The sequence below is a fragment of the Micromonospora sp. DT229 genome, assembly GCF_049844505.1.
Classification (GTDB): domain Bacteria; phylum Actinomycetota; class Actinomycetes; order Mycobacteriales; family Micromonosporaceae; genus Micromonospora.
In genome coordinates this window covers 241593-262554 of the sequence record NZ_JBNCLD010000004.1, presented here as the reverse complement: position 1 = coordinate 262554, position 20962 = coordinate 241593, and the positions used below count along the sequence as shown (strand labels likewise).

General features: G+C 71.1%; 17 protein-coding genes. 13 read left to right on the top strand and 4 right to left on the bottom strand.

Features of this window, described 5'->3' with window-relative positions:
- Nucleotides 1–505: 505 nt before the first annotated feature.
- The 7 genes from ACLQ2T_RS08610 to ACLQ2T_RS08580 all read left to right on the top strand — a co-directional run bounded on the left by ACLQ2T_RS08610 (nt 506) and on the right by ACLQ2T_RS08580 (nt 8976).
- Nucleotides 506–1570: a BMP family lipoprotein gene (locus ACLQ2T_RS08610; RefSeq protein WP_425765454.1), complete on the top strand. Its 1065-nt coding sequence runs from the start codon at nt 506–508 to the stop codon at nt 1568–1570.
- Nucleotides 1571–1651: 81 nt separating this feature from the next.
- Nucleotides 1652–3448, top strand: coding sequence for an ABC transporter ATP-binding protein (locus ACLQ2T_RS08605; protein WP_425765453.1), 1797 nt, complete (start codon nt 1652–1654; stop codon nt 3446–3448).
- A complete protein-coding gene (locus ACLQ2T_RS08600) occupies nt 3445–4767 on the top strand; it encodes an ABC transporter permease (RefSeq protein ID WP_425765452.1) in 1323 nt (440 codons plus the stop codon). Before ACLQ2T_RS08605 ends, ACLQ2T_RS08600 begins: the two co-directional genes overlap by 4 nt.
- A gap of 3 nt (nt 4768–4770) precedes the next feature.
- Nucleotides 4771–6051, top strand: coding sequence for an ABC transporter permease (locus ACLQ2T_RS08595; RefSeq protein WP_425765451.1), 1281 nt, complete (start codon nt 4771–4773; stop codon nt 6049–6051).
- Nucleotides 6052–6066: 15 nt separating this feature from the next.
- On the top strand, nt 6067–6771 hold the full coding sequence (locus ACLQ2T_RS08590) for a cytidine deaminase (RefSeq protein ID WP_425765450.1): 705 nt from the start codon (nt 6067–6069) through the stop codon (nt 6769–6771).
- A 135-nt stretch (nt 6772–6906) separates the two neighbouring features.
- Nucleotides 6907–8187 carry a thymidine phosphorylase gene (locus ACLQ2T_RS08585; protein WP_425765449.1) on the top strand — a complete coding sequence of 427 codons (1281 nt, stop codon included), beginning with the start codon at nt 6907–6909 and terminating at the stop codon, nt 8185–8187.
- Nucleotides 8188–8295: 108 nt separating this feature from the next.
- Nucleotides 8296–8976 carry a DUF4272 domain-containing protein gene (locus ACLQ2T_RS08580; protein ID WP_425765448.1) on the top strand — a complete coding sequence of 227 codons (681 nt, stop codon included), beginning with the start codon at nt 8296–8298 and terminating at the stop codon, nt 8974–8976.
- Here the strand turns inward: ACLQ2T_RS08580 and ACLQ2T_RS08575 are convergent.
- Complete coding sequence (locus ACLQ2T_RS08575; protein ID WP_425765447.1) at nt 8973–9848, bottom strand: putative RNA methyltransferase; 876 nt, start codon at nt 9846–9848, stop codon at nt 8973–8975. The genes ACLQ2T_RS08580 and ACLQ2T_RS08575 overlap by 4 nt on opposite strands.
- Before the next feature lie 59 nt (nt 9849–9907).
- On the opposite strand from ACLQ2T_RS08575, the gene ACLQ2T_RS08570 reads away from it, so the two are divergent.
- Nucleotides 9908–10987 carry an adenosine deaminase gene (locus tag ACLQ2T_RS08570; protein ID WP_425765446.1) on the top strand — a complete coding sequence of 360 codons (1080 nt, stop codon included), beginning with the start codon at nt 9908–9910 and terminating at the stop codon, nt 10985–10987.
- A 16-nt stretch (nt 10988–11003) separates the two neighbouring features.
- Here ACLQ2T_RS08570 and ACLQ2T_RS08565 read toward each other — a convergent pair whose 3' ends face one another.
- Nucleotides 11004–11345: a hypothetical protein gene (locus tag ACLQ2T_RS08565; RefSeq protein ID WP_425765445.1), complete on the bottom strand. Its 342-nt coding sequence runs from the start codon at nt 11343–11345 to the stop codon at nt 11004–11006.
- Between the two features lie 460 nt (nt 11346–11805).
- Between ACLQ2T_RS08565 and ACLQ2T_RS08560 the strand changes: the two genes are divergently transcribed.
- The 4 genes from ACLQ2T_RS08560 to ACLQ2T_RS08545 all read left to right on the top strand — a co-directional run bounded on the left by ACLQ2T_RS08560 (nt 11806) and on the right by ACLQ2T_RS08545 (nt 16716).
- Nucleotides 11806–15246 carry a nitrate- and nitrite sensing domain-containing protein gene (locus ACLQ2T_RS08560; RefSeq protein WP_425765444.1) on the top strand — a complete coding sequence of 1147 codons (3441 nt, stop codon included), beginning with the start codon at nt 11806–11808 and terminating at the stop codon, nt 15244–15246.
- Entirely contained in the window at nt 15243–15647 is a 405-nt protein-coding gene (locus ACLQ2T_RS08555) for a roadblock/LC7 domain-containing protein (RefSeq protein ID WP_013731521.1), read from the top strand. The genes ACLQ2T_RS08560 and ACLQ2T_RS08555 overlap by 4 nt, the downstream gene beginning before the upstream one ends.
- 99 nt (nt 15648–15746) lie before the next feature.
- The gene (locus tag ACLQ2T_RS08550; protein WP_013731522.1) at nt 15747–16121 is read left to right on the top strand and encodes a DUF742 domain-containing protein; all 375 of its coding nucleotides are present in this window, start codon (nt 15747–15749) and stop codon (nt 16119–16121) included.
- Between the two features lies 1 nt (nt 16122).
- A complete protein-coding gene (locus ACLQ2T_RS08545) occupies nt 16123–16716 on the top strand; it encodes a GTP-binding protein (RefSeq protein ID WP_327022793.1) in 594 nt (197 codons plus the stop codon).
- A 406-nt stretch (nt 16717–17122) separates the two neighbouring features.
- Here the strand turns inward: ACLQ2T_RS08545 and ACLQ2T_RS08540 are convergent, their stop codons facing one another.
- Both ACLQ2T_RS08540 and ACLQ2T_RS08535 read right to left on the bottom strand, forming a co-directional pair.
- Nucleotides 17123–19486 (bottom strand): transposase, encoded by a 2364-nt coding sequence (locus ACLQ2T_RS08540; RefSeq protein WP_425765443.1) that lies wholly within the window; start codon nt 19484–19486, stop codon nt 17123–17125.
- A gap of 41 nt (nt 19487–19527) precedes the next feature.
- Nucleotides 19528–20505, bottom strand: a complete 978-nt coding sequence (locus ACLQ2T_RS08535; RefSeq protein WP_425765442.1) for a DNA primase — start codon at nt 20503–20505, stop codon at nt 19528–19530.
- A gap of 115 nt (nt 20506–20620) precedes the next feature.
- Here ACLQ2T_RS08535 and ACLQ2T_RS08530 point away from each other — a divergent pair, with 115 nt between their 5' ends.
- The gene (locus tag ACLQ2T_RS08530) at nt 20621–20962 is read left to right on the top strand and encodes a PadR family transcriptional regulator (protein WP_425765441.1); all 342 of its coding nucleotides are present in this window, start codon (nt 20621–20623) and stop codon (nt 20960–20962) included.

Genomic DNA, 20962 nt, shown 5'->3' with positions numbered 1-20962 from the left:
CCCCTGAAGTAGGTGTCGCAGCCCCGATATCGCGACATACCCTTCAATGGGCGGCAGGGGAATTATCTCCGATTCGTCGTCAGCGCTCGCACCGGCCCGCGCCCGCCGACCGATGGTGGACCGGAGGTGTCCGTTGGGGTGGCCGACCGGTTCATACCCGCTTCTACCAGGGAAGATTCCCCTGGAAGCCGACCGTCGTCCGGCTCACCCGCACGCCCTGTGGCCCACCGACCAGCCGACTGTCCGAATCAGAGTCCGCGACCCTCTCGCCCGGTCGATCCCGATGCGGGGACCGCTCAACCGGTGATGTTCCCCACCCGAGAATTACGCCTGGGTAACGGGGCTCCAACAGTCCTGCACGATTGTCGCTGGTTAGGCGGACGTGGGCGTACGCTCTGCCTCCGTACGTGGGACGCCGGCGGCACAGCGCAGGCCGGTTCAATGGCAGCCACCGCAACCACGCGGTGTGCAACGGGAAGGAGACGTCTTGCGCTCGGTGCGTGGGATGCGGATTGCCTCGGTCATCGCGGCGGGTGGGCTCGTACTGAGTGCCGCCGCCTGTGGCGAGGCTCCGGATGAGGACAACAACGCCGGTTCAGGCGGCGAGAAGTACAGCGCCTGTATGGTCACCGACGTCGGCGGCATCGACGACAAGTCGTTCAACACCTCGGCCTGGAAGGGCCTCGAGGCCGCCAAGGCCGCGAACAGCAACATCGAGATCAAGTACGTGGCGTCCAAGGCCGAGGCGGACTACGAGCCGAACCTCACCCAGTACGTCAACCAGGACTGCGACTTCATCCTGGCCGTCGGTGGCCTGATGGGCGACGCCACCAAGAAGGTCGCCGAGGCGAACCCGGACCAGCAGTTCGGCATCGTCGACGCCAACCCGGGTGTGACCAACGTCTTCCCGATGGAGTTCGACACCGCGCAGGCCGCCTTCCTCGCCGGCTACGTCGCCGCGGGCATGAGTGAGACCGGCAAGGTGGGCACCTACGGCGGCGTGAAGATCCCGCCGGTGACCATCTTCATGGACGGCTTCGTCGACGGCGTCGCCCACTACAACAAGGCCAAGGGCGCCAACGTCCAGGCCCTCGGTTGGAACAAGGAGACCCAGAACGGCTCCTTCGCCAACTCCTTCGAGAAGCAGGACGAGGGCAAGAAGGTCAGCGACGCGCTGGTCGCCCAGGGCGCGGACATCGTCATGCCGGTCGCCGGCGGCACCGGCCTCGGCACCACCGCCGCTGCCCAGGCCTCGGGCGGCAAGTACACCGCCATCTGGGTGGACGTCGACGGCTGCGAGAGCACCCAGAACTGCCCGGCGATCCTGACCACCGTGGTCAAGAACATGCCGGACGCGGTCAGGGACGCCGTGCTCAAGGCCGCCGGTGGCGAGAAGCTCAACGCCGAGGAGGGCTTCGTCGGCACCCTGGCCAACGACGGTGTCTCGATCGCCCCGTTCCACGACTTCGACAGCAAGGTCCCGGCCGAGCTCAAGGCCGAGATCGACAAGCTGAAGGCGGACATCGTCGCCGGCACCATCAAGGTCGAGTCGGCCGCCCAGCCGAAGTGACCCTTGGTCGCCTGCCTGCGATGGGACGATCACCGCAGGCGGGCGACTAGCCGAGCCACAGCATGATCCGGCCGCCCCGCGGTGGGTAACCCCCGCCGCCGGGGCGGCCGGTGGCGCACCCCGGTCCGGGGCGGCGTCACACCCCGGTCGTCAGCGGCTACGCTGCACCATCGCTTCGCACTCCAGGAGGTTGCGCTGAGACTCGAACTGCGCGGCATCACCAAGCGGTTCGGTGATCTGGTCGCCAACGACCACATCGATCTGACGGTGGAGCCTGGAGAGATTCACGCCCTGCTCGGCGAGAACGGTGCCGGCAAGTCGACCCTGATGAACGTGCTCTACGGGCTCTATCAGCCGGACGAGGGCGAGATCCTGGTCGACGGCAAGCCGTTGAAGATGCGCGGCCCCTCCGACGCCATCGCGGCCGGCATCGGCATGGTGCACCAGCACTTCATGCTCGTACCGGTCTTCACCGTCACCGAGAACGTCATGCTCGGCGCCGAGCAGGTGCGCGGTGGCATCGCCGGTTTCCTGGACCGGCGCCGGGCCCGGCGCGAGGTCGCCGAGGTGTCCGAGCGGTACAACCTGCGGGTCGACCCGGACGCGGTGATCGAGGACCTGCCGGTGGGTGTGCAGCAGCGGGTGGAGATCGTCAAGGCCCTGACCCGGGATGTGGACCTGCTCATCCTCGACGAGCCGACCGCGGTGCTCACCCCGCAGGAGACCGAGGAACTGCTCGCCGTGATGCGGTCGCTCAAGGCCGCCGGCAAGTCGATCGTCTTCATCACCCACAAGCTCGGCGAGGTGAAGGCGATCGCCGACCGGATCACCGTGATCCGGCGCGGCAGGACCGTGGGCACGGCCTCCCCGGAGGCCAGCCGCGACGAGTTGGCCGCCCTGATGGTCGGCCGTACCGTCCGACTCACCGTGGACAAGGCCCCGGCCACCGCCGGTGAGCCGGTCCTGGAGGTCGCCGGCCTGGTCGTCGACGACGACCGGCAGATCCGCGCGGTGGACGGCGTCGACCTGACGGTACGCGCAGGCGAGGTGCTCGGCATCGCGGGAGTGCAGGGCAACGGTCAGACCGAACTGGTCGAGGCGATCATGGGCCTGCGCCCGGTGCTCGCCGGCACGGTGACCCTCGACGGGAAGCGCGTCGAGGGCTGGTCGACCAAGAAGATGCTGCGGGCGGGCGTCGGCTACGTCCCGGAGGACCGCAGCGTGGACGGTCTGGTCAAGGAGTTCTCCGTGGCGGAGAACCTGGTGCTCGACATCTACGACCGGCCCCCGTTCGGCCGGGGCCTGTCGATCAAGCCGGAGGCGATCGCCAGGTCGGCCAAGGAGCGGATCGAGCAGTTCGACGTCCGTACCTCTTCGGCCCAGGCGCCGGTCGGCACCCTCTCCGGCGGCAACCAGCAGAAGGTGATCGTGGCCCGGGAACTGTCCCGGCCCCTGAAGCTGTTCATCGCCGCCCAGCCCACCCGGGGGGTGGACGTGGGCTCGATCGAGTTCATCCACAGCCGGATCATCCGCGAGCGGGACATCGGCACCGCCGTGCTGGTGGTCTCCAGCGAACTCGACGAGGTGATCGGGTTGGCCGACCGGGTCGCGGTGATGTATCGCGGCCGGGTCATCGGCATCGTCGGCCCGGACACCCCACGCGAGGAGATCGGCCTGCTGATGGCGGGCATCATGCCCGGCGCCGAGGGCGAATCATCGGGGGCCGACCCGGTCGCCGACGGCGGGGACGCGACCACCGATGCCGACACGGTCTCCGGCGAGGGCGTCACCGCGACCACCGACCGCGACGTCACGGCGACCACGGACGACGTGGCTCCCGGTCCCGACGGGCCAGGCAACGAGGACGAGAAGGCATGACCGACAACCTTCAGCCCGGCTCCCCGGACAAGGAGCCGGCGAGCCCGGAGCAGGCCGCCCGGAGCACGCTCGACAACACCGAGCAGGCCGAGGCCGCCACCACGCCGACCAGCCCGGAGCCGCGGCCCAACCTGGGACGGCTGTTCCTGGAGAACCTGTGGGCCGCCAACACCTTCACGGTGACCCTGCTGTCGCTGGTACTGGCCATGTTCGTCGGCGCGGTCCTGATGATCATCTCTGAGCCGGACGTGCTGGCCACCTACGCCTACATCACGGCCCGCCCCTCGGACGCGATCAACTCCAGTTGGACGCTTGTCAGTGAGGCGTACGCGAACCTGTTCAAGGGCTCCGTCTTCGATCCGGGGGCGAGCACCCTCACCGCCGCGTTGCATCCGATCTCGGAGACGCTCACGTACACCGCCCCCCTGGTCTTCACCGGCTTGTCGGTGGCGCTCGCCTTCCGGGGCGGCCTGTTCAACATCGGCGCTCAGGGGCAGGCCATCATGGGCGTCGTGCTGGCCGCGTTGGCCGGCTTCCTGCTGCCGCTGCCGCCCGTGCTGCACCTGCTGGTCGCGGTGCTCGCCGGCGCGCTCGGCGGTGCCATCTGGGGCTTCATCCCGGGCATCCTCAAGGCGCGAACCGGCGCCCACGAGGTGATCAATACGATCATGCTCAACTACATCGCGGTCTACTTCCTGACCTGGCTGATCATGCAGAAGGGGGTGCAGGACCCGAACCGTACCGACGCGATCAGCCGACCGGTGGACGCCTCCGCACAACTGCCCCGGCTGTTCGGCGAGCCGCTGCGGGCGCACGCCGGCATCTTCCTGGCCGTGCTGGCCACCCTGGCGGTCGCCTGGCTGCTCAACCGCTCGACCCTCGGCTTCGAGTTGCGTGCGGTCGGTGCCAACCCGGACGCGGCCCGTACCGCCGGCATCAGCGTCACCCGCACGTACGTCCTGGTCATGGTCTTCGCCGGGATCCTCGCCGGGCTCGGCGGCTCGCAGATGGTGCTCGGCACCACGGCCGCCGCGCTGACCCCCCTGGTGATCGCCCAGATCGGCTTCGACGGCATCCTGGTCGCCCTGCTCGGCCGGGTGAAACCGTGGGGGGTGGCCATGGCCGCCCTGCTGTTCGGCGCGTTGCAGGCCGGGGGTAACCGGATGCAGTCCTACTCGGGGATCTCGCTGGAACTGGTCACCGTGCTCCAGGCGCTGATCGTCATCTTCATCGCCGCACCGGCCCTGGTGAAGGCGATCTTCCAGCTCCGGGCCGCGCGGGCCGCCCGGTTGCAGACGAGCCTCGCGAAGGGCTGGTGAGGCATGTCCACCATGGCTGTTCCCGACGTCGCGGTCGCCTCGGTCGACGAGGGATTCTGGACCCGTACCCGCAAGGTCGGCGTGGTGCTGCTGGCGCTCGGCCTGCTGGCCACGGTGCTGTTCGGTGCGCTCGCCACCGGTGAGCAGGCCCGCTTCACCCTCAGCGAGGACGCCGACGGAGCGGCGCTGGAGGTCACCGGCACGGTCGGCGCGATCGTCTTCGGGCTGATCGCCCTCGCCGCCGGTGGCGCGCTGCTGGCCGGGCTGCCCAAGCGCTGGTTCCTCCCGGTGCTCGCGGTGGGTCTGGTCGGCTTCGTGCTCTCCTTCCTGTGCTGGCAGGTCTCCGCCGCGCCGGCCGGGCAGAACTTCATGCCCCTGGTCAACATCGTGCGGGGCACCTTCCTGCTGGCCCTGCCGCTGATCTTCGGCGCGCTGGCCGGGGTGCTCTGCGAGCGGTCCGGCGTGGTGAACGTGGCCATCGAGGGTCAGTTGCTGATGGGGGCGTTCAGCGGCGCACTGTTCGGCAGCATCAGCGGCAGCGTCTGGGTGGGTCTGGTCGCCGCCGCGATCGGCGGCTCCTTCATCTCGCTGCTGCTCGCCGTGTTCTCCATCAAGTACCTGGTCGACCAGGTGGTCATGGGCATCGTGCTCAACCTGCTGGCGCTCGGCATCACCGGCTTCCTCTACGAGCGGCTGATGCAGACGAACTCGGCGCGCTACAACAGCGCTCCCCGGTTCAGCAACTGGGAGATCCCGCTGCTGTCGGACATCCCGCTGCTGGGCCCGGCGCTGTTCCGGGGGAACATCTTCCTCTACCTCGCCCTGCTGCTGGTGCTCGTCATCCACATCGCGCTGTTCCGTACCCGGTGGGGGCTGCGGACCCGTTCGGTCGGTGAGCACCCGACGGCGGCGGACACCCTCGGTGTGAAGGTGCTCGGGCTGCGCTACCGCAACGTGATCCTGGCCGGGGCGATCGCCGGCATCGGCGGCGCGTCGTACACGCTGGCGCTCTACTCGTTCACCAAGAACATGATCGGCGGCAAGGGCTTCATCGCCCTGGCCGCGTTGATCTTCGGCCGGTGGAGTCCGACCGGGGCGCTGCTCGCCGCCCTCTTCTTCGGCTTCGCCGACCAGTTGGCCACCTACCTGGGCGCGATCAACAGCATCATCCCCGGCCAGTTCCTGGCCATGCTGCCGTACCTGGCGACGATCCTGGCGGTGGCCGGGCTGGTCGGCCGGGTGCGGGCACCGGCCGCCGACGGTAAGCCGTACATCAAGGGCTGAGCCAGGGAGCAGAGCATGGAGATCGACTGGGAAGGACTGCGGGCCGCGGCCACCGAGGTGATGCGGCACGCCTACGTGCCGTACTCGAACTTCCCGGTGGGAGCGGCGGCGCTGGTCGACGACGGCCGGGTGGTGGTCGGCTGCAACGTCGAGAACGCCGCGTACGGTGTGGTGCTCTGCGCCGAATGCGGGGTGGTCTCCTCCCTGCACGCCACCGGGGGAGGTCGGATCGTCGCGCTGTCCTGCGTCGACGCCACCGGTGAGCCGCTGATGCCGTGCGGACGGTGCCGGCAGCTGCTCTGGGAACAGGGTGGGCCGGACTGCCTGATCGAGGCCAAGGGCGGCCCGCTGCGGATGTCGGAGTTGCTGCCGCACGCCTTCGACGTGGGCGACCTCGAGGCGGTGACCGGCGAACAACCGGTGCCGGTGGTACCCGACCGGCTGGCCGCCTGGCGCGGGCGGGGCACCGTCTTCGTACACCCCGACCTGTCCGCCGGGCAGCAGATCTGGACGGCGTACTGGGAACGGTCCTCCGGCGAGGACGCGGCGGCCGAGACCGGGGTGCTGGAGGAGGGGCCGAGCTGGGACGACCCGGCTGAGGCGATCACCTGGGGGTTGGCGCGGACGCCTCGGGTCGTGGTGGTGGACGCTTCCGGCACGATCTTCTGGGCTGGTGAGGGTGAGCCTCCGGCGGAGGTTCCGGTTCGCTGGGGTAATTGAGCTTTGGGGATGGGCCGACCGGGACCGGCTCCGGGCGGTCAGGCTTGATCCCTCCGCCGGTCCCGGTCGGCCCATCCCCTCGGTGGGCGCGGTGGGCGAACCGGTATCGCCATGCGACTAGGGAAGAGCTGTCTGATGAGTGGGTTTACGGCGGTTGATGTTATTCGGGTGAAGCGGGATGGGGGGGTGCTCTCCGACTCGCAGATCGACTGGGTGGTGGATGCGTACACCCGGGGGGTGGTGGCCGACGAGCAGATGTCGGCGCTGGCCATGGCGATCCTGCTCAACGGAATGACCCCGGCCGAGATCGCCCGCTGGACCGCCGCCATGATCGCCAGCGGTGAGCGGCTGGATCTGTCCTCGGTGGCCCGGCCCACCGTCGACAAGCACTCGACCGGTGGGGTCGGTGACAAGATCACTCTGCCGTTGACCCCGCTGGTGGCGGCCTGCGGTGCGGCCGTGCCGCAGCTGTCCGGCCGAGGGCTGGGACACACCGGCGGCACCCTGGACAAACTGGAGTCCATTCCCGGGTGGCGGGCCGCGTTGAGCAACCAGGAGTTCATCGCGCAGCTGCGCGACATCGGCGCGGTGGTCTGCGCCGCCGGGTCGGGCTTGGCCCCGGCCGACCGCAAGCTGTACGCGCTGCGCGACGTCACCGGCACGGTTGAGGCGATCCCGCTGATCGCCAGTTCGATCATGAGCAAGAAGATCGCCGAGGGCACCGGGGCCCTGGTGCTCGACGTCAAGGTCGGCTCCGGCGCGTTCATGAAGTCCGTCGACGACGCCCAAAAACTGGCCCGGACCATGGTCGAGTTGGGTGGCGCGCACGGGGTGAAGACGGTGGCCCTGCTCACCGACATGTCCACCCCCCTCGGCCTGACCATCGGCAACGGGGTGGAGGTGACCGAGTCCGTCGAGGTGCTCGCCGGTGGCGGCCCCGCCGACGTGGTGGAACTGACCCTGGCCCTGGCCCGGGAGATGCTGGACGCCGCCGGGCTGACCGACGCCGATCCGGCCGCCGCCCTGCGTGACGGGCGGGCGATGGACGTGTGGCGCGCGATGATCCGGGCCCAGGGCGGTGACCCGGAGGCCCCGATGCCGCAGGCCCCCGAGGTGGAGGTGGTCCGGGCGGACTCCGACGGCTACGTGGCGGCCATCGACGCGTACGCCATGGGGGTTGCGGCCTGGCGACTCGGCGCGGGCCGGGCCCGCAAGGAGGACCCGGTCAGCGTGCCCGCGGGCGTGGTGCTGCACAAACGCCCCGGTGACCCGGTGCGGGCCGGCGAACCGCTCTACGAGTTGCGCGCCGAGCGGGCCGAGAGCATCCCGGCCGCACTGGCGCAGGCGGCCTCGGCGGTGACCGTGGCGGCGCAGCCACCGGCATCGACCCCGCTGGTGATCGAACGGGTCGAGTGAGTCGCCCGGTCCGCTCGACCCCATGGTGGGCGACCATTCGGGCCGCTATCCTCGCAGGCCAGGGGGACCGTCGGCGCCGCGAGGCCGTTAGCAGACAGGGATCTTGCTGTGATCGTTCCTGCCCCGGACCCCAGGGAAGTGCGTGAGGCGAGCCTGGAGGAACTCTCCCGGCTGGGGCTGCCGCTGCCACCTCCGCAGTTTCCGCTGGTGTGGGAGCCGGGCGACCGGGTCGAGCTGCGGCCCACCGTGGAGATCGAGGCGCGGATCGCGGTGCTGCATCTGATCCTGGCCCGCTGCTTCGGCATGCCGGCCCAGGCGGCGATGAGTTGGCTGCTGGCCTCGCACCTGGTGGAGATGGTCACCCCGCCGGAGTTCCAGTTCGTCACCGGCGCCAAGGGCGACCACCGCTCGTTCGTACTGCACCACGACGCGGTGTTCTCGCTGGCCTGGGTGCTCGGCCTGACCAAGCAGCTGGACCCCACCCTGGCGGTGGACGAGCGGCTGGTGGAGCGCCTGCCGAACATCGTCGAGGGGGAGACCTTCCCGCAGTGGCGCTCCCGCATCCTGACCGCGCCGCAACATCCGGCGGACGCGGCGGCCCTGCTGGACCTGCACTACTGCCTGGACTGGGCCTACCTGGAGGTGGACCAGGCCGGTGGAGTGCTGCCCGGTCTGGTCGACGCCAACGCGATCGGCCAACGACGGTGGGCGTTGGAGTGGGCGGTGATCCTGCGCGGGCCGTACCACGACGAGCCACCGGGTTGGGAAGAAGTCGACCTCTCCACCTAGCGCGGGCGGTACACCCCTAGCCGAACCGCCATCCGCACGCGGACCGGCTCGCCCAGGGCCCCGATCCGGTCGGCCAACCCCGCCGGGTCGGCGTGCCAGGCGCTCGGACCCATGCCGACCAGGGTGGCCACCTCCGAATGCGAGAGGGTCAGCGCCTGCCGGTGCACGGCGGTGGACTCCTCGACGAAGTGGTCCCCGAGGCTGGCCGCGACCCGGTCCGCCTTGGCCGGGTCGACCCGCAGCAGGCCCAGGGCGTCGACCAGTTCGGTCAGGTGCTCGGCGGTCGGGGTTACCACCAGCAGCCGTCCGGCCGGGTCGAGGACCCGGCGGAACTCCGGTCCGTTGCGGGGGGCGAAGACGTTCAGCAGCAGCGCCACCGAGGCGTCCGCCAACGGCAGACGCTGCCAGGTGTCGGCCAGCGCGGCGCTGCCGCGCGGGTGCGCCCGGGCGGCCCGGCGTACCGCGGGCTTGGCGATGTCCAGCGCCAGACCGACCGCCGCCGGCACCGCCGCCAGCACCGCCGCGAGGTGCCGGCCCGTGCCCGCTCCGGCATCCACCACCAGGGGGTACGCCTGCGTACCGGCGTCTGCGCCAAGCGGGCGCGCGGCGGCCTCGGCCAGGGCGGTGGAGATGGTGTCGTAGTGGCCGGCGGCCAGGAACTGGGCCCGAGCGGCGACCATCTCCGTCGAGTCGCCGAGGTGCGGGGCCCTACCGGTCAGCAGGTTGACGTAGCCCTGCCGGGCGATGTCGAAGCTGTGCCGGCGCGGGCAGCGCAGGGCCTGGCCGGTGTCGGCGGCGATGGTCAGTCCTTCGCCGCAGACCGGGCAACGCAGGCGCTCGACGACCCGGGGATCCGGTCCAACTGCGGTCACCCGGCCATTGTCCCCGCCGTCTGCTGGGGAGGGTCGGCGCAGGGTACTAGGGTCAGAGCATGGTCACGACTCTGCGGTACGAGGACATCGTCAAGGCACCGAAGGCGCTGCTGCACGACCACCTGGACGGCGGCCTGCGACCTGCGACGATCATCGACCTGGCCGCCGAGGTCGGACATCCGCTGCCCACCACCGACCCGCAGGAGTTGGGTCGGTGGTTCGTGGCGGCGGCCGACTCCGGGTCGTTGGAGCGTTACCTGGAGACCTTCGCGCACACCGTGGCCGTGATGCAGACCCCCGCCGCGCTGCGCCGGGTGGCCCGGGAGTGCGCCCTCGACCTGGCCGCCGACGGAGTGGTCTACGCCGAGGTGCGGTTCGCGCCGGAGCAGCACCTGGAACGGGACCTGAGCCTGGACCAGGTGGTCGAGGCGGTGCTGGCCGGCTTCGCCGAGGGCAGCGCCCTGGCCGCCGAGTCCGGTACCCCGATCCGGGTCGGCACCCTGCTGACCGCGATGCGGCACGCGGCCCGGTCGCAGGAGATCGCCGAGCTGGCCGTGCGGCACCGCGACCACGGGGTGGTCGGCTTCGACATCGCCGGAGCGGAGGCCGGCTTTCCGCCCACCCGGCACCTGGACGCCTTCGAATACCTCCAGCGGGAGAACTTCCACTTCACCATCCACGCCGGTGAGGCCTTCGGCCTGCCCTCCATCTGGCAGGCCATCCAGTGGTGTGGGGCGGACCGCCTGGGCCACGGGGTCCGCATCGTCGACGACATCACCGCCGGTGCCCGGCCGGTGCTCGGTCGGCTGGCCGCGTACGTGCGGGACAAGCGCATCCCGCTGGAGTTGTGCCCCTCGTCGAACGTGCAGACCGGGGCTGCCGCCTCGATCGCCGAGCACCCCATCGGACTGCTCCGTGACCTGCGGTTCCGGGTGACCGTCAACACCGACAACCGGTTGATGAGCGGCACCTCGCTCTCCCGGGAGATGGCCCTGCTCTGCGACGCCTTCGGCTACGGCTGGCGCGAGTTGCAGTGGTTCACCATCAACGCGATGAAGAGCTCCTTCATCCCCTTCGACGAGCGACTTCAGATCATCGACGAGGTGATCAAGCCGGCGTACGCGAAGCTGCTGGGGTGAGAGCCGGGGTCTGGCCTCATCGCGCGGGCGGGTGACCGGCGGCGCGCAGGCGGGCCACCCGGCGCAGCACCTCCCGACCGCGTGCCGCCTCGGCGCCGAGGCCGGTCTGCCGGCGCAGCACGGCCGGCTCGGCGCGCAGCAGAGCCACCCCGCGCCGCAGCAACACCCGGGGGCCCTTGCGCTGCTCGGCGAGATCCCGGCTCAACCGCCGCAGGAAGGTCGCCCCACGCGGCCGACGCAGGGCGTACGCCCCGGCGAGCAGTCCGCGTTGGCGGCATTCCTCGACGATCTCGGCAGCGAAAATCCCTTCGGCGACGAAAAGTGGCGCATCGGCCAGATCAAATCGTCGGGTGGTCACCCGGCGATCCTCATTTATGGCATAGACGGGCACGTCTGCCTGACCGTGACGAACCAGTTGGGCAATGGTCTCGAGGGCAGTGGCGGCATCCCAGGAAGCGGGCGATTCCCAGTCGATCTGCCCGTTCCGTCGAGGTAACGTAGGGTCATCGCCATCCTTGTAAAAGTCGTCCAAGCAGAGGACTGGAAGTCCCGTTCGACGCGCTATGTACGACTTTCCAGAGCCAGAAGGCCCGGCAAGTAGGACGACTCGGCGCATGGTGCTCATTACTTTAAGTGACTCCGGACAGACGGACCGCGATCAAATTGCATCAACATCTCACCACACCGCCAGCTAGGGCCAACCTGGGCTTTCTCTTTGTCGGCGAGCGTGATGGAATCTCGGATGGTCCGACCCACCGGGTCGGCTGCTGGGCGTTGCCCGGAGGCAACGCGGACGCTGCAATCACGAGGGCGGTGACGTGAGCAAACGGCCGAAGACGGCAGGTTCCTTCCTGTCGCGTCTGGGCCGGCCGACTGGTCGGCTCCGCGACATGCCGATCTGGTCAAAGCTCGGTCTCATCATGATCGTGCCGACCATCGCCACGGTCGTCGTGGGCACCAGCGGCCTGTTGGACCACCTGGATTCGCTGGGTGACGCCAACCGGGCTGGTGACCTCGCCCAGCTCATCGGCCACTCCGGCGCCCTGGTGGACGGCTTGCAGGACGAGCGGACCGCAGCGGTGCTGCTGCTGGGGGTGCCGCCGCAGCAGCAGGGGCAGCCCGAGCCGGAAGCGAAGAAGAAGTACACCGCCCTCTACAACGAGGTGTCGAGCCGGGTCGACGAATTCAAGGTCCCCTACTCCCAGCAGCGGTCCGAGCTCACCGACCTGCCGGCCAGCCTCGCCGGGCTGCTCAACCAGATCGACGGGCGGCTGACGGACCTGCCGGGCACCCGCAGTCAGGTGTTCAACGGCAAGTTCAAGATCACGGATGCCCTCCAGTCCTACGACGAGCTGATCAACCAGCTGCTCACCATCCGCGACTCGGCCAGCCAGCTCGCCGGTGACAACGAACTCAGCGACCGGATGCGGGCAGCGGCTGCCGTAGCCCGGGAGAAGGAGTGGCTCTCCGTACGCCGGGTCGTGGTGCACCGGGCGCTCCAGCGGGGCATGAGCTCCGCCCTGCGGACGGACTACATCGCCAGCGAGACCGGCCAGCAGCAGGCCCAGCAGAGCTTCACCTCGGTGGCCACCGAGGAGGAGGCGGAGTACCACGCCCAGACCATCGGCGGTGGTGACCGCCGGCAGGCCACGATCTACATCAGCCAGGTCAACGCCGACACCTCGCCGGATCTCTCCGGGGTCTCCTTCAACGCCGACCAGTGGGACGCCGCGCTGGTCGCCAACGGCAAGCTGATCCGTACGGTGGAGGCGAAGTTCGACACCGACGTGCAGACCCAGGCCGCCGAACTCCGCTCCGACGTGCAGCGTCGGGTGTTCCTGGAGACCGGTCTGCTGCTGAGCATGCTGCTGCTGGCCATCATCCTGGCCTACCTGGTGGCCCGCTCGATGGCCCGCTCGCTGCGCGAACTGCGCCAGGGTGCGCTCTCCGTCGCCCAGTACGGATTGCCCCAGGCCGTGGCCCGACTGCGGGATCCGCAGGTCACCGGGCAACTCTCCCCGGTGCAGTTGGCCAACCAGATCGCCGAGCCGCTGCCGGTACGCAGCCGCGACGAGTTCGGCCAGGTGACCGAGGCCTTCAACGCGGTCCACCTGGAGGCCGTCCGTACCGCCGCCGAGCAGGCCGCCCTGCGGGCATCGGTGGCCACCATGTTCGTCAACCTGGCGCGCCGGTCGCAGATCCTGGTCGACCGGCTGATCGGGCACCTCGACCGGCTGGAGCGCGGCGAGGAGGACCCGGACCGGCTGGCCGAGCTGTTCCAGCTGGACCACCTGGCCACCCGGATGCGCCGCAACGACGAGAACCTGCTGGTCCTCGCCGGTGCCGACTCGACCCGGGTGCAGCGTGAGCCGGCCGCACTGATCGACGTGCTGCGCGCCGCCCAGTCGGAGGTCGAGCACTACACCCGGATCGAGTTCGGGGTGATCGACCGCGACATCGAGGTGGCCGCGCACGCGGTGAACGACCTCGTGCACCTCGTCGCCGAGCTGTTCGACAACGCCACCGCCTTCTCGCCACCGGATTCGCAGGTGCTGGTCGAGGCCCGCCGGGTCGGCGACCGTGCCTCCCTCTACGTGGAGGACCGGGGCATCGGGATCAGCCCCGAGCAGTTGGCCGACCTCAACGAGCGCCTGGCCACGCCGCCCCAGGTGGACGTGGCGGTCTCCCGGATGATGGGCCTGGTCGTGGTCGCCCGGCTGGCCTCCCGGCACGTTGTCAAGGTCGAGCTGCGCCCCGGTACCGATCGCGGCACTGTGGCCGACGTCACCCTGCCCCCCACCGTGCTGGTGCCCCGGGCCCTCTCGGGCCGCAGTTCGCAGTTCGCCGCACTGCCCGCCCCGGCCGGACCGAGCCCCGCCTTCGGTGCCCTACCCGCCCTGGGCAACGGCCCGAGCGAGCCGGCGACGCCCGCCGCGTCCGCGCCGGGATCCGGTGGCTCGGGCAACCAGGTGACCCTGGGTGGTCGGCCCTTCGAGCCGGCCAACCGCAACGGTTCGGGCAACCCGGCCACCGTGGCCGGTGCCGGCAACCTGCCTGCCTGGTCGGACCTGACCGGCGCCAGTGGTGTCACCGGCGGCGCCAACAGCTTCACGCCCCGCTCCACCAACGGCCAGCAGACCGATCCGCTGCCGCAGCGGCGGACCGCCGAGGAGCAGGGTGGCGGCGGGCAGCCGGCCATCCCGCGTCAGCTGCCGAGCAGCCCCGAGGCCGGGCCGTACGCCCCGCCCGCGGTGTCGGCACCACCGATTCCGCCGGTCTCCTCGCCGCCGGTCTCGGGCACGCCGTACTCCGCCCCGCCGGTCTCGGCGGCCCCGGTCTCCGGTCAGCCGGTCTCGACCCCGCCCGGTAACCCGTTGCCCCAGCGTCCGGTCTCGGCCGGCCCGGCGACCTCGGCGCCACCGGCCTGGCCGCCGGTCGCCGGTGAGCCGCAGGCCCCGGCCGTGCCGGAGCGGCTGGCCGCAGCGCTGGACATGACCACCGAACTCCCTCGGGTACCGCGTCCGGCAGCACAGTCGGCACCGCCTGCCAGGCCGGTCCCGCCGACCATCCCCACCCCGCCGCAGGTGCAGAACCGGCAGCGGTACGCGGATGAGACGATGGAGCTGCCAATCTTCCGGGAGCTCGAATCGGCGTGGTTCCGTACCCGCCGGTCCGGCCCGGAGGAGTCCGCAGGTGCCCGCCAGCCGGCGGCGAACGGGGCACCGACCCAGCAGTTCTCCACGGTCGACGCCGCCGGTCGGCCCAGCCAGCAGAACCAGACCGGGACGACAGGTAACGCACCGATGGCAGAAACACCGACGGCCGCAGGCGGGCCGGGTGGGAACGGCACCGCAGCGAACGGCGGCCTGCGCCCCGGTGCTGCCGAGAGCCGGCCCGCCTTCCGTCCGCCATCGCCGGAGAGTGTGTGGCAGACTGCGGCCGACGACGGCTGGCGGGCGGCCTCCGCCGCCAGTCAGGCGCCGGCCGCCGGCACCACCCAGACCGGGCTACCCAAGCGCACGCCGATGGCGCAACTCGTTCCGGGCGCGGTGGAGAAGCCCACCAACTCGGTGCAGCGACGCAACCCGGAATCGGTGCGCGGGCTGCTTTCCGCCTATCACCGGGGTGTCCAGCGGGGGCGCAGCCACCCGTCGGACGGCAACCCGACCGGCCCGGAGGGGACTCCGGGCGGGCCGCAATCCTCGCAGTCTGGCTCAGGCCCGGTGGCCGGGAGCAGGCAGAAGGAGCAAGAAGGATGACTAGTACGCAGGATCTCGGTTGGCTGTTGGCCAACTTCGCCGATCGGGTACCCGGTGTCGCCCACGCGGTCGCCGTCTCCGCGGACGGCCTGCTCCTGGCGTCGTCACGCGACCTTCCGCGGGACCGGGCGGACCAGCTGGCGGCGATCGCCTCCGGCCTGGTCAGCCTGACCCAGGGCGCCGCACGGTGCTTCGAGGGCGGTGCCGTGTTGCAGACCGTGGTCGAGATGGACAACGGCTTCCTGTTCCTGATGTCGATCTCCGACGGTTCGTCGTTCGCGGTGCTCGCGGCCCGCAGCTGCGACGTGGGACAGGTCGGCTACGAAATGGCCCTGCTCGTCGACCGGGTGGGTGACGCCCTGACTCCGCAGCCACGTACGGCCGTAGGGATGATGGGCTGATCGTCGCGCCAGCCGTGGGGCGGGCGGGGCGGCAACACTGCATACGACGGGTAGCACCGGTGCGTTCCGGTGCCGGGTACGAAGGAGGTGAGCGGCGACATGGATCGTGACGAGCCGACCGGTGCGTTGGTCCGTCCCTACGCCGTTACCCGCGGTCGTACCCGTCCCCGCCTCGACATCGCCCTGGAGGCGCTGGTCGAGACGACGGTGCGCGGTCGGGCCGTTGCCACTGGCAACGGCGGTCAAGGCCGTGAACACCAGTACATCGCCGCGCTGTGTGACGGACGCGTGCAGTCGCTCGCCGAGATCGCGGCGCGGATGCAGCTTCCGCTCGGCGTGGCCCGGGTGCTCATCGCCGACATGGCGACGGACGGCCTGGTCGCGGTCCACGAGCCGACCATCCTGGACGACTCGGACGACGCGGTGGGCACTGAACTGCTGGAGAGGGTGCTGAGTGGACTTCGCAGGCTCTGACATGTCGCACCGGCCGCCGGTCCCGAGCGGGCGCGTGACGTCGGCGAAGATCGTTATCGCCGGCGGATTCGGCGTCGGCAAGACGACGCTGGTCGGTTCGGTCTCGGAGATCACGCCGCTGACCACCGAGGCCATCATGACTTCCGCCGGGGTGGGCGTCGACGACACCCGGCAGGTGCCGGGGAAGACGACCACCACGGTGGCCATGGACTTCGGCCGTATCTCGATCGATCGTGACCTGATCCTGTACCTGTTCGGTACGCCGGGTCAGACCCGCTTCTGGTTCATGTGGGATGAGCTGGTCCGGGGCGCGATCGGCGCGGTGGTCCTGGTGGACACCCGACGGCTGGCCGACTGCTTCGCGGCGATCGACTTCTTCGAGCATCGGCGGCTGCCCTACCTGGTGGCCATCAACTGCTTCGACGGCATGCAGTACCACGACCCCCAGGACGTCCGCGAGGCCCTCGCGATCTCCAACGACGTGCCGGTCGTGGCCTGCGACGCCCGGAACCGGGAGTCGACGAAGCACGTGCTGATCTCGCTCGTCGAGTACGTGCTCACCATGCGTCGTTCGCGGGCCGTGGCCCCGGCCTGACAGTCGCTTCGCAGCGCCCGGTGACGGCTGGAGTCGACACCGGGCGCTGGTTGCTGTGCGCAGCAGCGATCCCGGCGAGGATGCCGTGGGTCGCCCCTCCAGCCATCCGGTCACGCCGGAGCCCGGTGAGCGCCCGTGTGGCGGAGTGGGCACCCGGGTAGAGGAAGAACCACCACTGTCGCCGGTTCGGGCGGCTCCGGCCGGTGTGGTGGCCCGCGTGAATCCTCCGGCGGGTGGGGAGTCGTGCGCCCCCTCTCAGGGGTCCGTTGCCGACGGTGGCTTGTGGCGTCTTGGTTGGACCGGCCAACCCGGAAAGCCGTTGCCGCGTCGAGGTGACCGCGCACCCTCGGGTGTGGACGGCCACCGGCTCGGCGGGCCCCGGCGTCAGGTCAGGGACCGAGACCGGTCAGGAACGGTAGCCGGCGGAGCGGTACTCGTACTCCCGATCGTCGTCGCGGTCGCCGGTGTCCCGGCTGAAGTCCCAGCCCCCGGCCGCTTCCCGGCCCGGACGTCCACCGACGGCGAATCCGCCGATCTCCTGGCCCCGGCGCCAGCCGCGGAAGTAGCCGGTGGTGTTCTCGGCCAGGCTGGCCGCGTCCCGCACGATCCGCAGTGGACGCTCCTCGCGCAGCGGGGAACCGGGCACCAGGTTGGCCTGCGGCACGCGCTTGGGCAGGCCGGCGTCCGTCTCGGCGCCCACCGCCGGGCGGGCGGCCTGCTCGGCGGCCTGCCATCCGGTGTCGGCCTTGCTCGACCAGTTCAGATCGGCGTCCTCGCCGTGCCCGACGAACCAGGCCGACTTGGCCTGCGCGAAGATCAGCAGGTCACCGTCGCCCTCATCGGAGATCGGCGCGGGCCGGTGCTCGATCGGCGGGGCCGGTCGGCGCGACGGCAGCGGCGGCGGGTCCAGCCGCTCGGCCAGGTTCCCCCGCTGCTCCTCACGAGTCCGGTCCACCAACCGCAGCGGCGGGTTCTCCAGGTGCGACTCGTCCGGGTTGCGCAAGGCGCGGTCGGCCAGCGGCGGCGGCTCGACGAGCCGCAGCACCGGAGGCTCCGGCGGCAGGTCGTCGGCGAGCCAGGGTGGGGTCACCCGGCGTTCCGGGGTCAGTTCCGGCCCGGCCTCGGCGCCGACTTCCCGGTTGCGGTCGTCGTACCCGCCAGGATTGCGGGCCGGGGTGTCGGCGGGGTTCTCCGGGTTGTTGACCAACGGCCAGTTGGCGCGCGACCCGGGTGCGGCCGGCTCCTGCCCGGGCCGGGGGGTCGGCACCGGCACGTTGAGGTCGGTGGGGCTGAATCCCGGCGTCGGGGCCGGCGGGGCGGCGTTGGTCTTCGGCCGGGGCGGGATGACGGTGCGCTGACGTTCCGCCCGGGCGCTGTTGATCGCCGCGGTGGTGAGGGTCGGCCGGAACGGCTCGCCGGCCTCTGCGGGTGGGATCGAGCCGCGTGGCGCCGGCGCGATCGGAGTGATCCCGGGCGGCGGGGGTGGGGTGGAGACCGGCCGGTTCGAGGGCCCCTCGAACCGGGATCCGGCGGACTCGGGACGCGCGGGCGGCGCCGAGACGGGGGGTCCGGCTACCGCAGCCGGGACGATCGGGGCCGGGGTGACCGGCGGCGGTGCGACCGGCGGTGGGGTGACCGGGGCGGGTGCCACCGGCGGAGGGCCCGTCGGCCGGGGTGCCGGCGGTGCGGCGCTGCCCGGCAGGGGCTCGGGACGGGCTCGGCGTCCGCCGGCCGGTTCCGGGCCGGTGGGGCGTACGGCCCGCAGGCCAGCTGCGCTGGCGGTGGTGGCCAGTTCGCCGACCGGCTCGCCGCGCCGGGCGGCGGCTCGACGTCCGCTGACCGGGGCCGGGCTGGTGGCCTGGGCCGGGCCGCCGGCGCGGGCGTGCAGTGCCCCGACAAGCGCCTCGCAGCCGGCATCGCAGGCCCGCACACTGGCGACCGTCTGCCGGATGGTCTCGGCGGCGGCCGAGGTCAGGGCCCGGTTGACAGTGGACCGGCGGGGAGTCTCGGAGATGGCCACCCGTAGCGCGGTGACCGCCTCGTCGATCGCGGCCGGGTCGCCCACCCCGTCGGCGGCGAGTTGGGCGGTGACGGCGTCGGCCGTGACGGCGGCGTCCCGACCGGCGTCGGTGAGCATGCTCGGCTCGGGTAGCGCCTCCAGCACCGCCAGCGGGATCGACTCCGCCGGGTCGGGGAAGGCGCGCAGGGCGGCCGGGTACAGCTCACGCAGCACCTCACGCAGGGCCACTGCGGCGGAGTGTCGACCACTGGTCAGCGCGGCGTGCGCGGCGAGTATCTGCTTGTAGCCGGCCAGGTCCCGGGGGGCCGGCAGGGTGACGGCCGAAAGGGCACCGGCCTGAAGGGCACGAGCCAGGCCGACCGCCCGCCGGACGGCCGGCGGAGACTGCATCTCCTCGATCGAGTCGTCGTCGGCGAACCGCTCGGCGAAGTCGTCCACCGAGTCGTCATCCGCGATCGCCAACGGACGGCCCGCAGCGCTGAGCAGTGAGGTGACGGTGTGGTCGTCGGTGTCGGCGGCGATCGCCGCTCCGCTCGGCCCGCCGGAGCGGTCCACGAGCAGGGTGACCAGCCGGGCGTAGCCCGCCGGGTCGTCGCCGACCTCGCAGACGTGCAGCAGCCGGCCCGCGTCGTCGACCACAGCGGACGTCAGCGTCGATCCGGCCGAGGCCGGTCGGTCGGCCGGATCGACCGAGGCCAGACCGCAGTACACGCGCACGAGCGCCACGGCGTCGTCCTCCTCCCGGGACACAGGGCTTAGCTCTGCCAGAGACTGATGCTCCCTGGTGTGGCTCAGTCGCGCCAGTCCACGACCGCAGAGATCTTTCCGACAATCGTCCGCCAGCCGAGACTTGCGGTTTGTGCCCCGATTTTCTTCAGCCGGCGACGCCCCAGGAAACCGCCGATCCCGCCGTTGGCCGAGGCCCGCAACGCTTCGTCCAGGTCATCGAGGCTGGAGCCGGCGGAGAGCATGTCGAGCACGGCGGGCAGGCGCAGCGCGTACGACAGGTCCCGGGCGACCTCCCCGGCCTCGATGAGCAGGGTCGGGTCCCAGGTGTCGTGCCCACCGCGCAGGTTCTCCACCACGAGGTCGAGCTCGTAGATGTCCTCGTCGCGGGGCGCGATGTCGGCCGGTTCCACCCGTTCGGACAATTCATTCCAGCTGTCCAGCTGAGAAAGGTCGTTCGGGGCCCCGGAGCGAACGAAACTCACCAACGACTCGGGGGTCTTGAACAGCAGCAACCGTCCCCGGTGACTGAGGAAGATCGGCACCTCCTCGTCGCCGGCCTCGTCGGTGGCCTTGGCGTCGGAGTCTTCCTTGTCGTCCTCGCCGGAGTCCTTGGCGTCGGTGTCGCCGGCCTTGGCCCGCTTCTCCTCGTCCTCGCTCTCGGCGAACTCCCGGGCGACCTCCTCGTCGAGGATGACGACGTCCTCGTCGTCCTCCTCCTCGGCCTCGACCACCTGGCGGCGGGCCAGGAAGGGGTCGTCGGCGTCACGCTCGGCGACATCGGTCGGGGTCAGCTCATTGGCCGGCCGGTACGCCCGCAGGGTGTAGCCGGTGCCGGCGGGCAGGGCGATCTCCACCGGGTCGATCCGCAGCTCCTCCCAGAGGGCGCGCGATGCACCGGAATCGGCGGTGGTGGCCTCCGACTCGTCGGTGGCGTCCGGCTCGGCGGGGCCGGTCGTGTCATCGAGCTCGGGCTCGTCGGCGTCCGGCCGTTGAGGCGACTGGCGGGCCACGGTGACCTCCGTGTGCGTCGGGCTGCCCACCCACCGGCTCGGGTGCCGGCGAGTGACTCTGGGCACATACCCTAGTTGGCTGCGCTGGGTGACCGGTGCCCGCCCCGGTGGCGGGGGTGTCGTCCAACAAGTAGCGTTTCTACACATGAACGCCCAGGCGCTGCACGGTCACCTCGACTCTCTGCTGCTCGCCGTGCTGGAACGGGGCGCCCTGCACGGCTACGCCATCATCGAGGCGCTGCGGGCCCGCAGCAACGGCCGGCTGGATCTGCCCACCGGCACGGTCTACCCGGCGTTGCGTCGGCTGGAGCGGGCCGGGCATGTGGCCAGCGTCTGGAGCACCGTCAACGGTCGGGAGCGGCGGACGTACGAGTTGACCGACGCCGGTCGGCGCACCCTGGCCGAGCAGCGAGCGGGGTGGCGCGAATTCGCCGCGACCGTCGGGCGGGTCCTGGACGCCAACCCACCCTCGGCGGCATCGGGCTGA

Bases quoted from the DNA above. Each gene is read 5' to 3' on its own strand.
- ACLQ2T_RS08610 (WP_425765454.1), top strand. From the start codon at position 506: ATGCGGATTGCCTCGGTCATCGCGGCGGGTGGGCTCGTACTGAGTGCC.
- ACLQ2T_RS08600 (WP_425765452.1), top strand. From the start codon at position 3,445: ATGACCGACAACCTTCAGCCCGGCTCCCCGGACAAGGAGCCGGCGAGC.
- ACLQ2T_RS08595 (WP_425765451.1), top strand. From the start codon at position 4,771: ATGTCCACCATGGCTGTTCCCGACGTCGCGGTCGCCTCGGTCGACGAG.
- ACLQ2T_RS08590 (WP_425765450.1), top strand. From the start codon at position 6,067: ATGGAGATCGACTGGGAAGGACTGCGGGCCGCGGCCACCGAGGTGATG.
- ACLQ2T_RS08585 (WP_425765449.1), top strand. From the start codon at position 6,907: ATGAGTGGGTTTACGGCGGTTGATGTTATTCGGGTGAAGCGGGATGGG.
- ACLQ2T_RS08570 (WP_425765446.1), top strand. From the start codon at position 9,908: ATGGTCACGACTCTGCGGTACGAGGACATCGTCAAGGCACCGAAGGCG.
- ACLQ2T_RS08555 (WP_013731521.1), top strand. From the start codon at position 15,243: ATGACTAGTACGCAGGATCTCGGTTGGCTGTTGGCCAACTTCGCCGAT.
- ACLQ2T_RS08550 (WP_013731522.1), top strand. From the start codon at position 15,747: ATGGATCGTGACGAGCCGACCGGTGCGTTGGTCCGTCCCTACGCCGTT.
- ACLQ2T_RS08545 (WP_327022793.1), top strand. From the start codon at position 16,123: ATGTCGCACCGGCCGCCGGTCCCGAGCGGGCGCGTGACGTCGGCGAAG.
- ACLQ2T_RS08530 (WP_425765441.1), top strand. From the start codon at position 20,621: ATGAACGCCCAGGCGCTGCACGGTCACCTCGACTCTCTGCTGCTCGCC.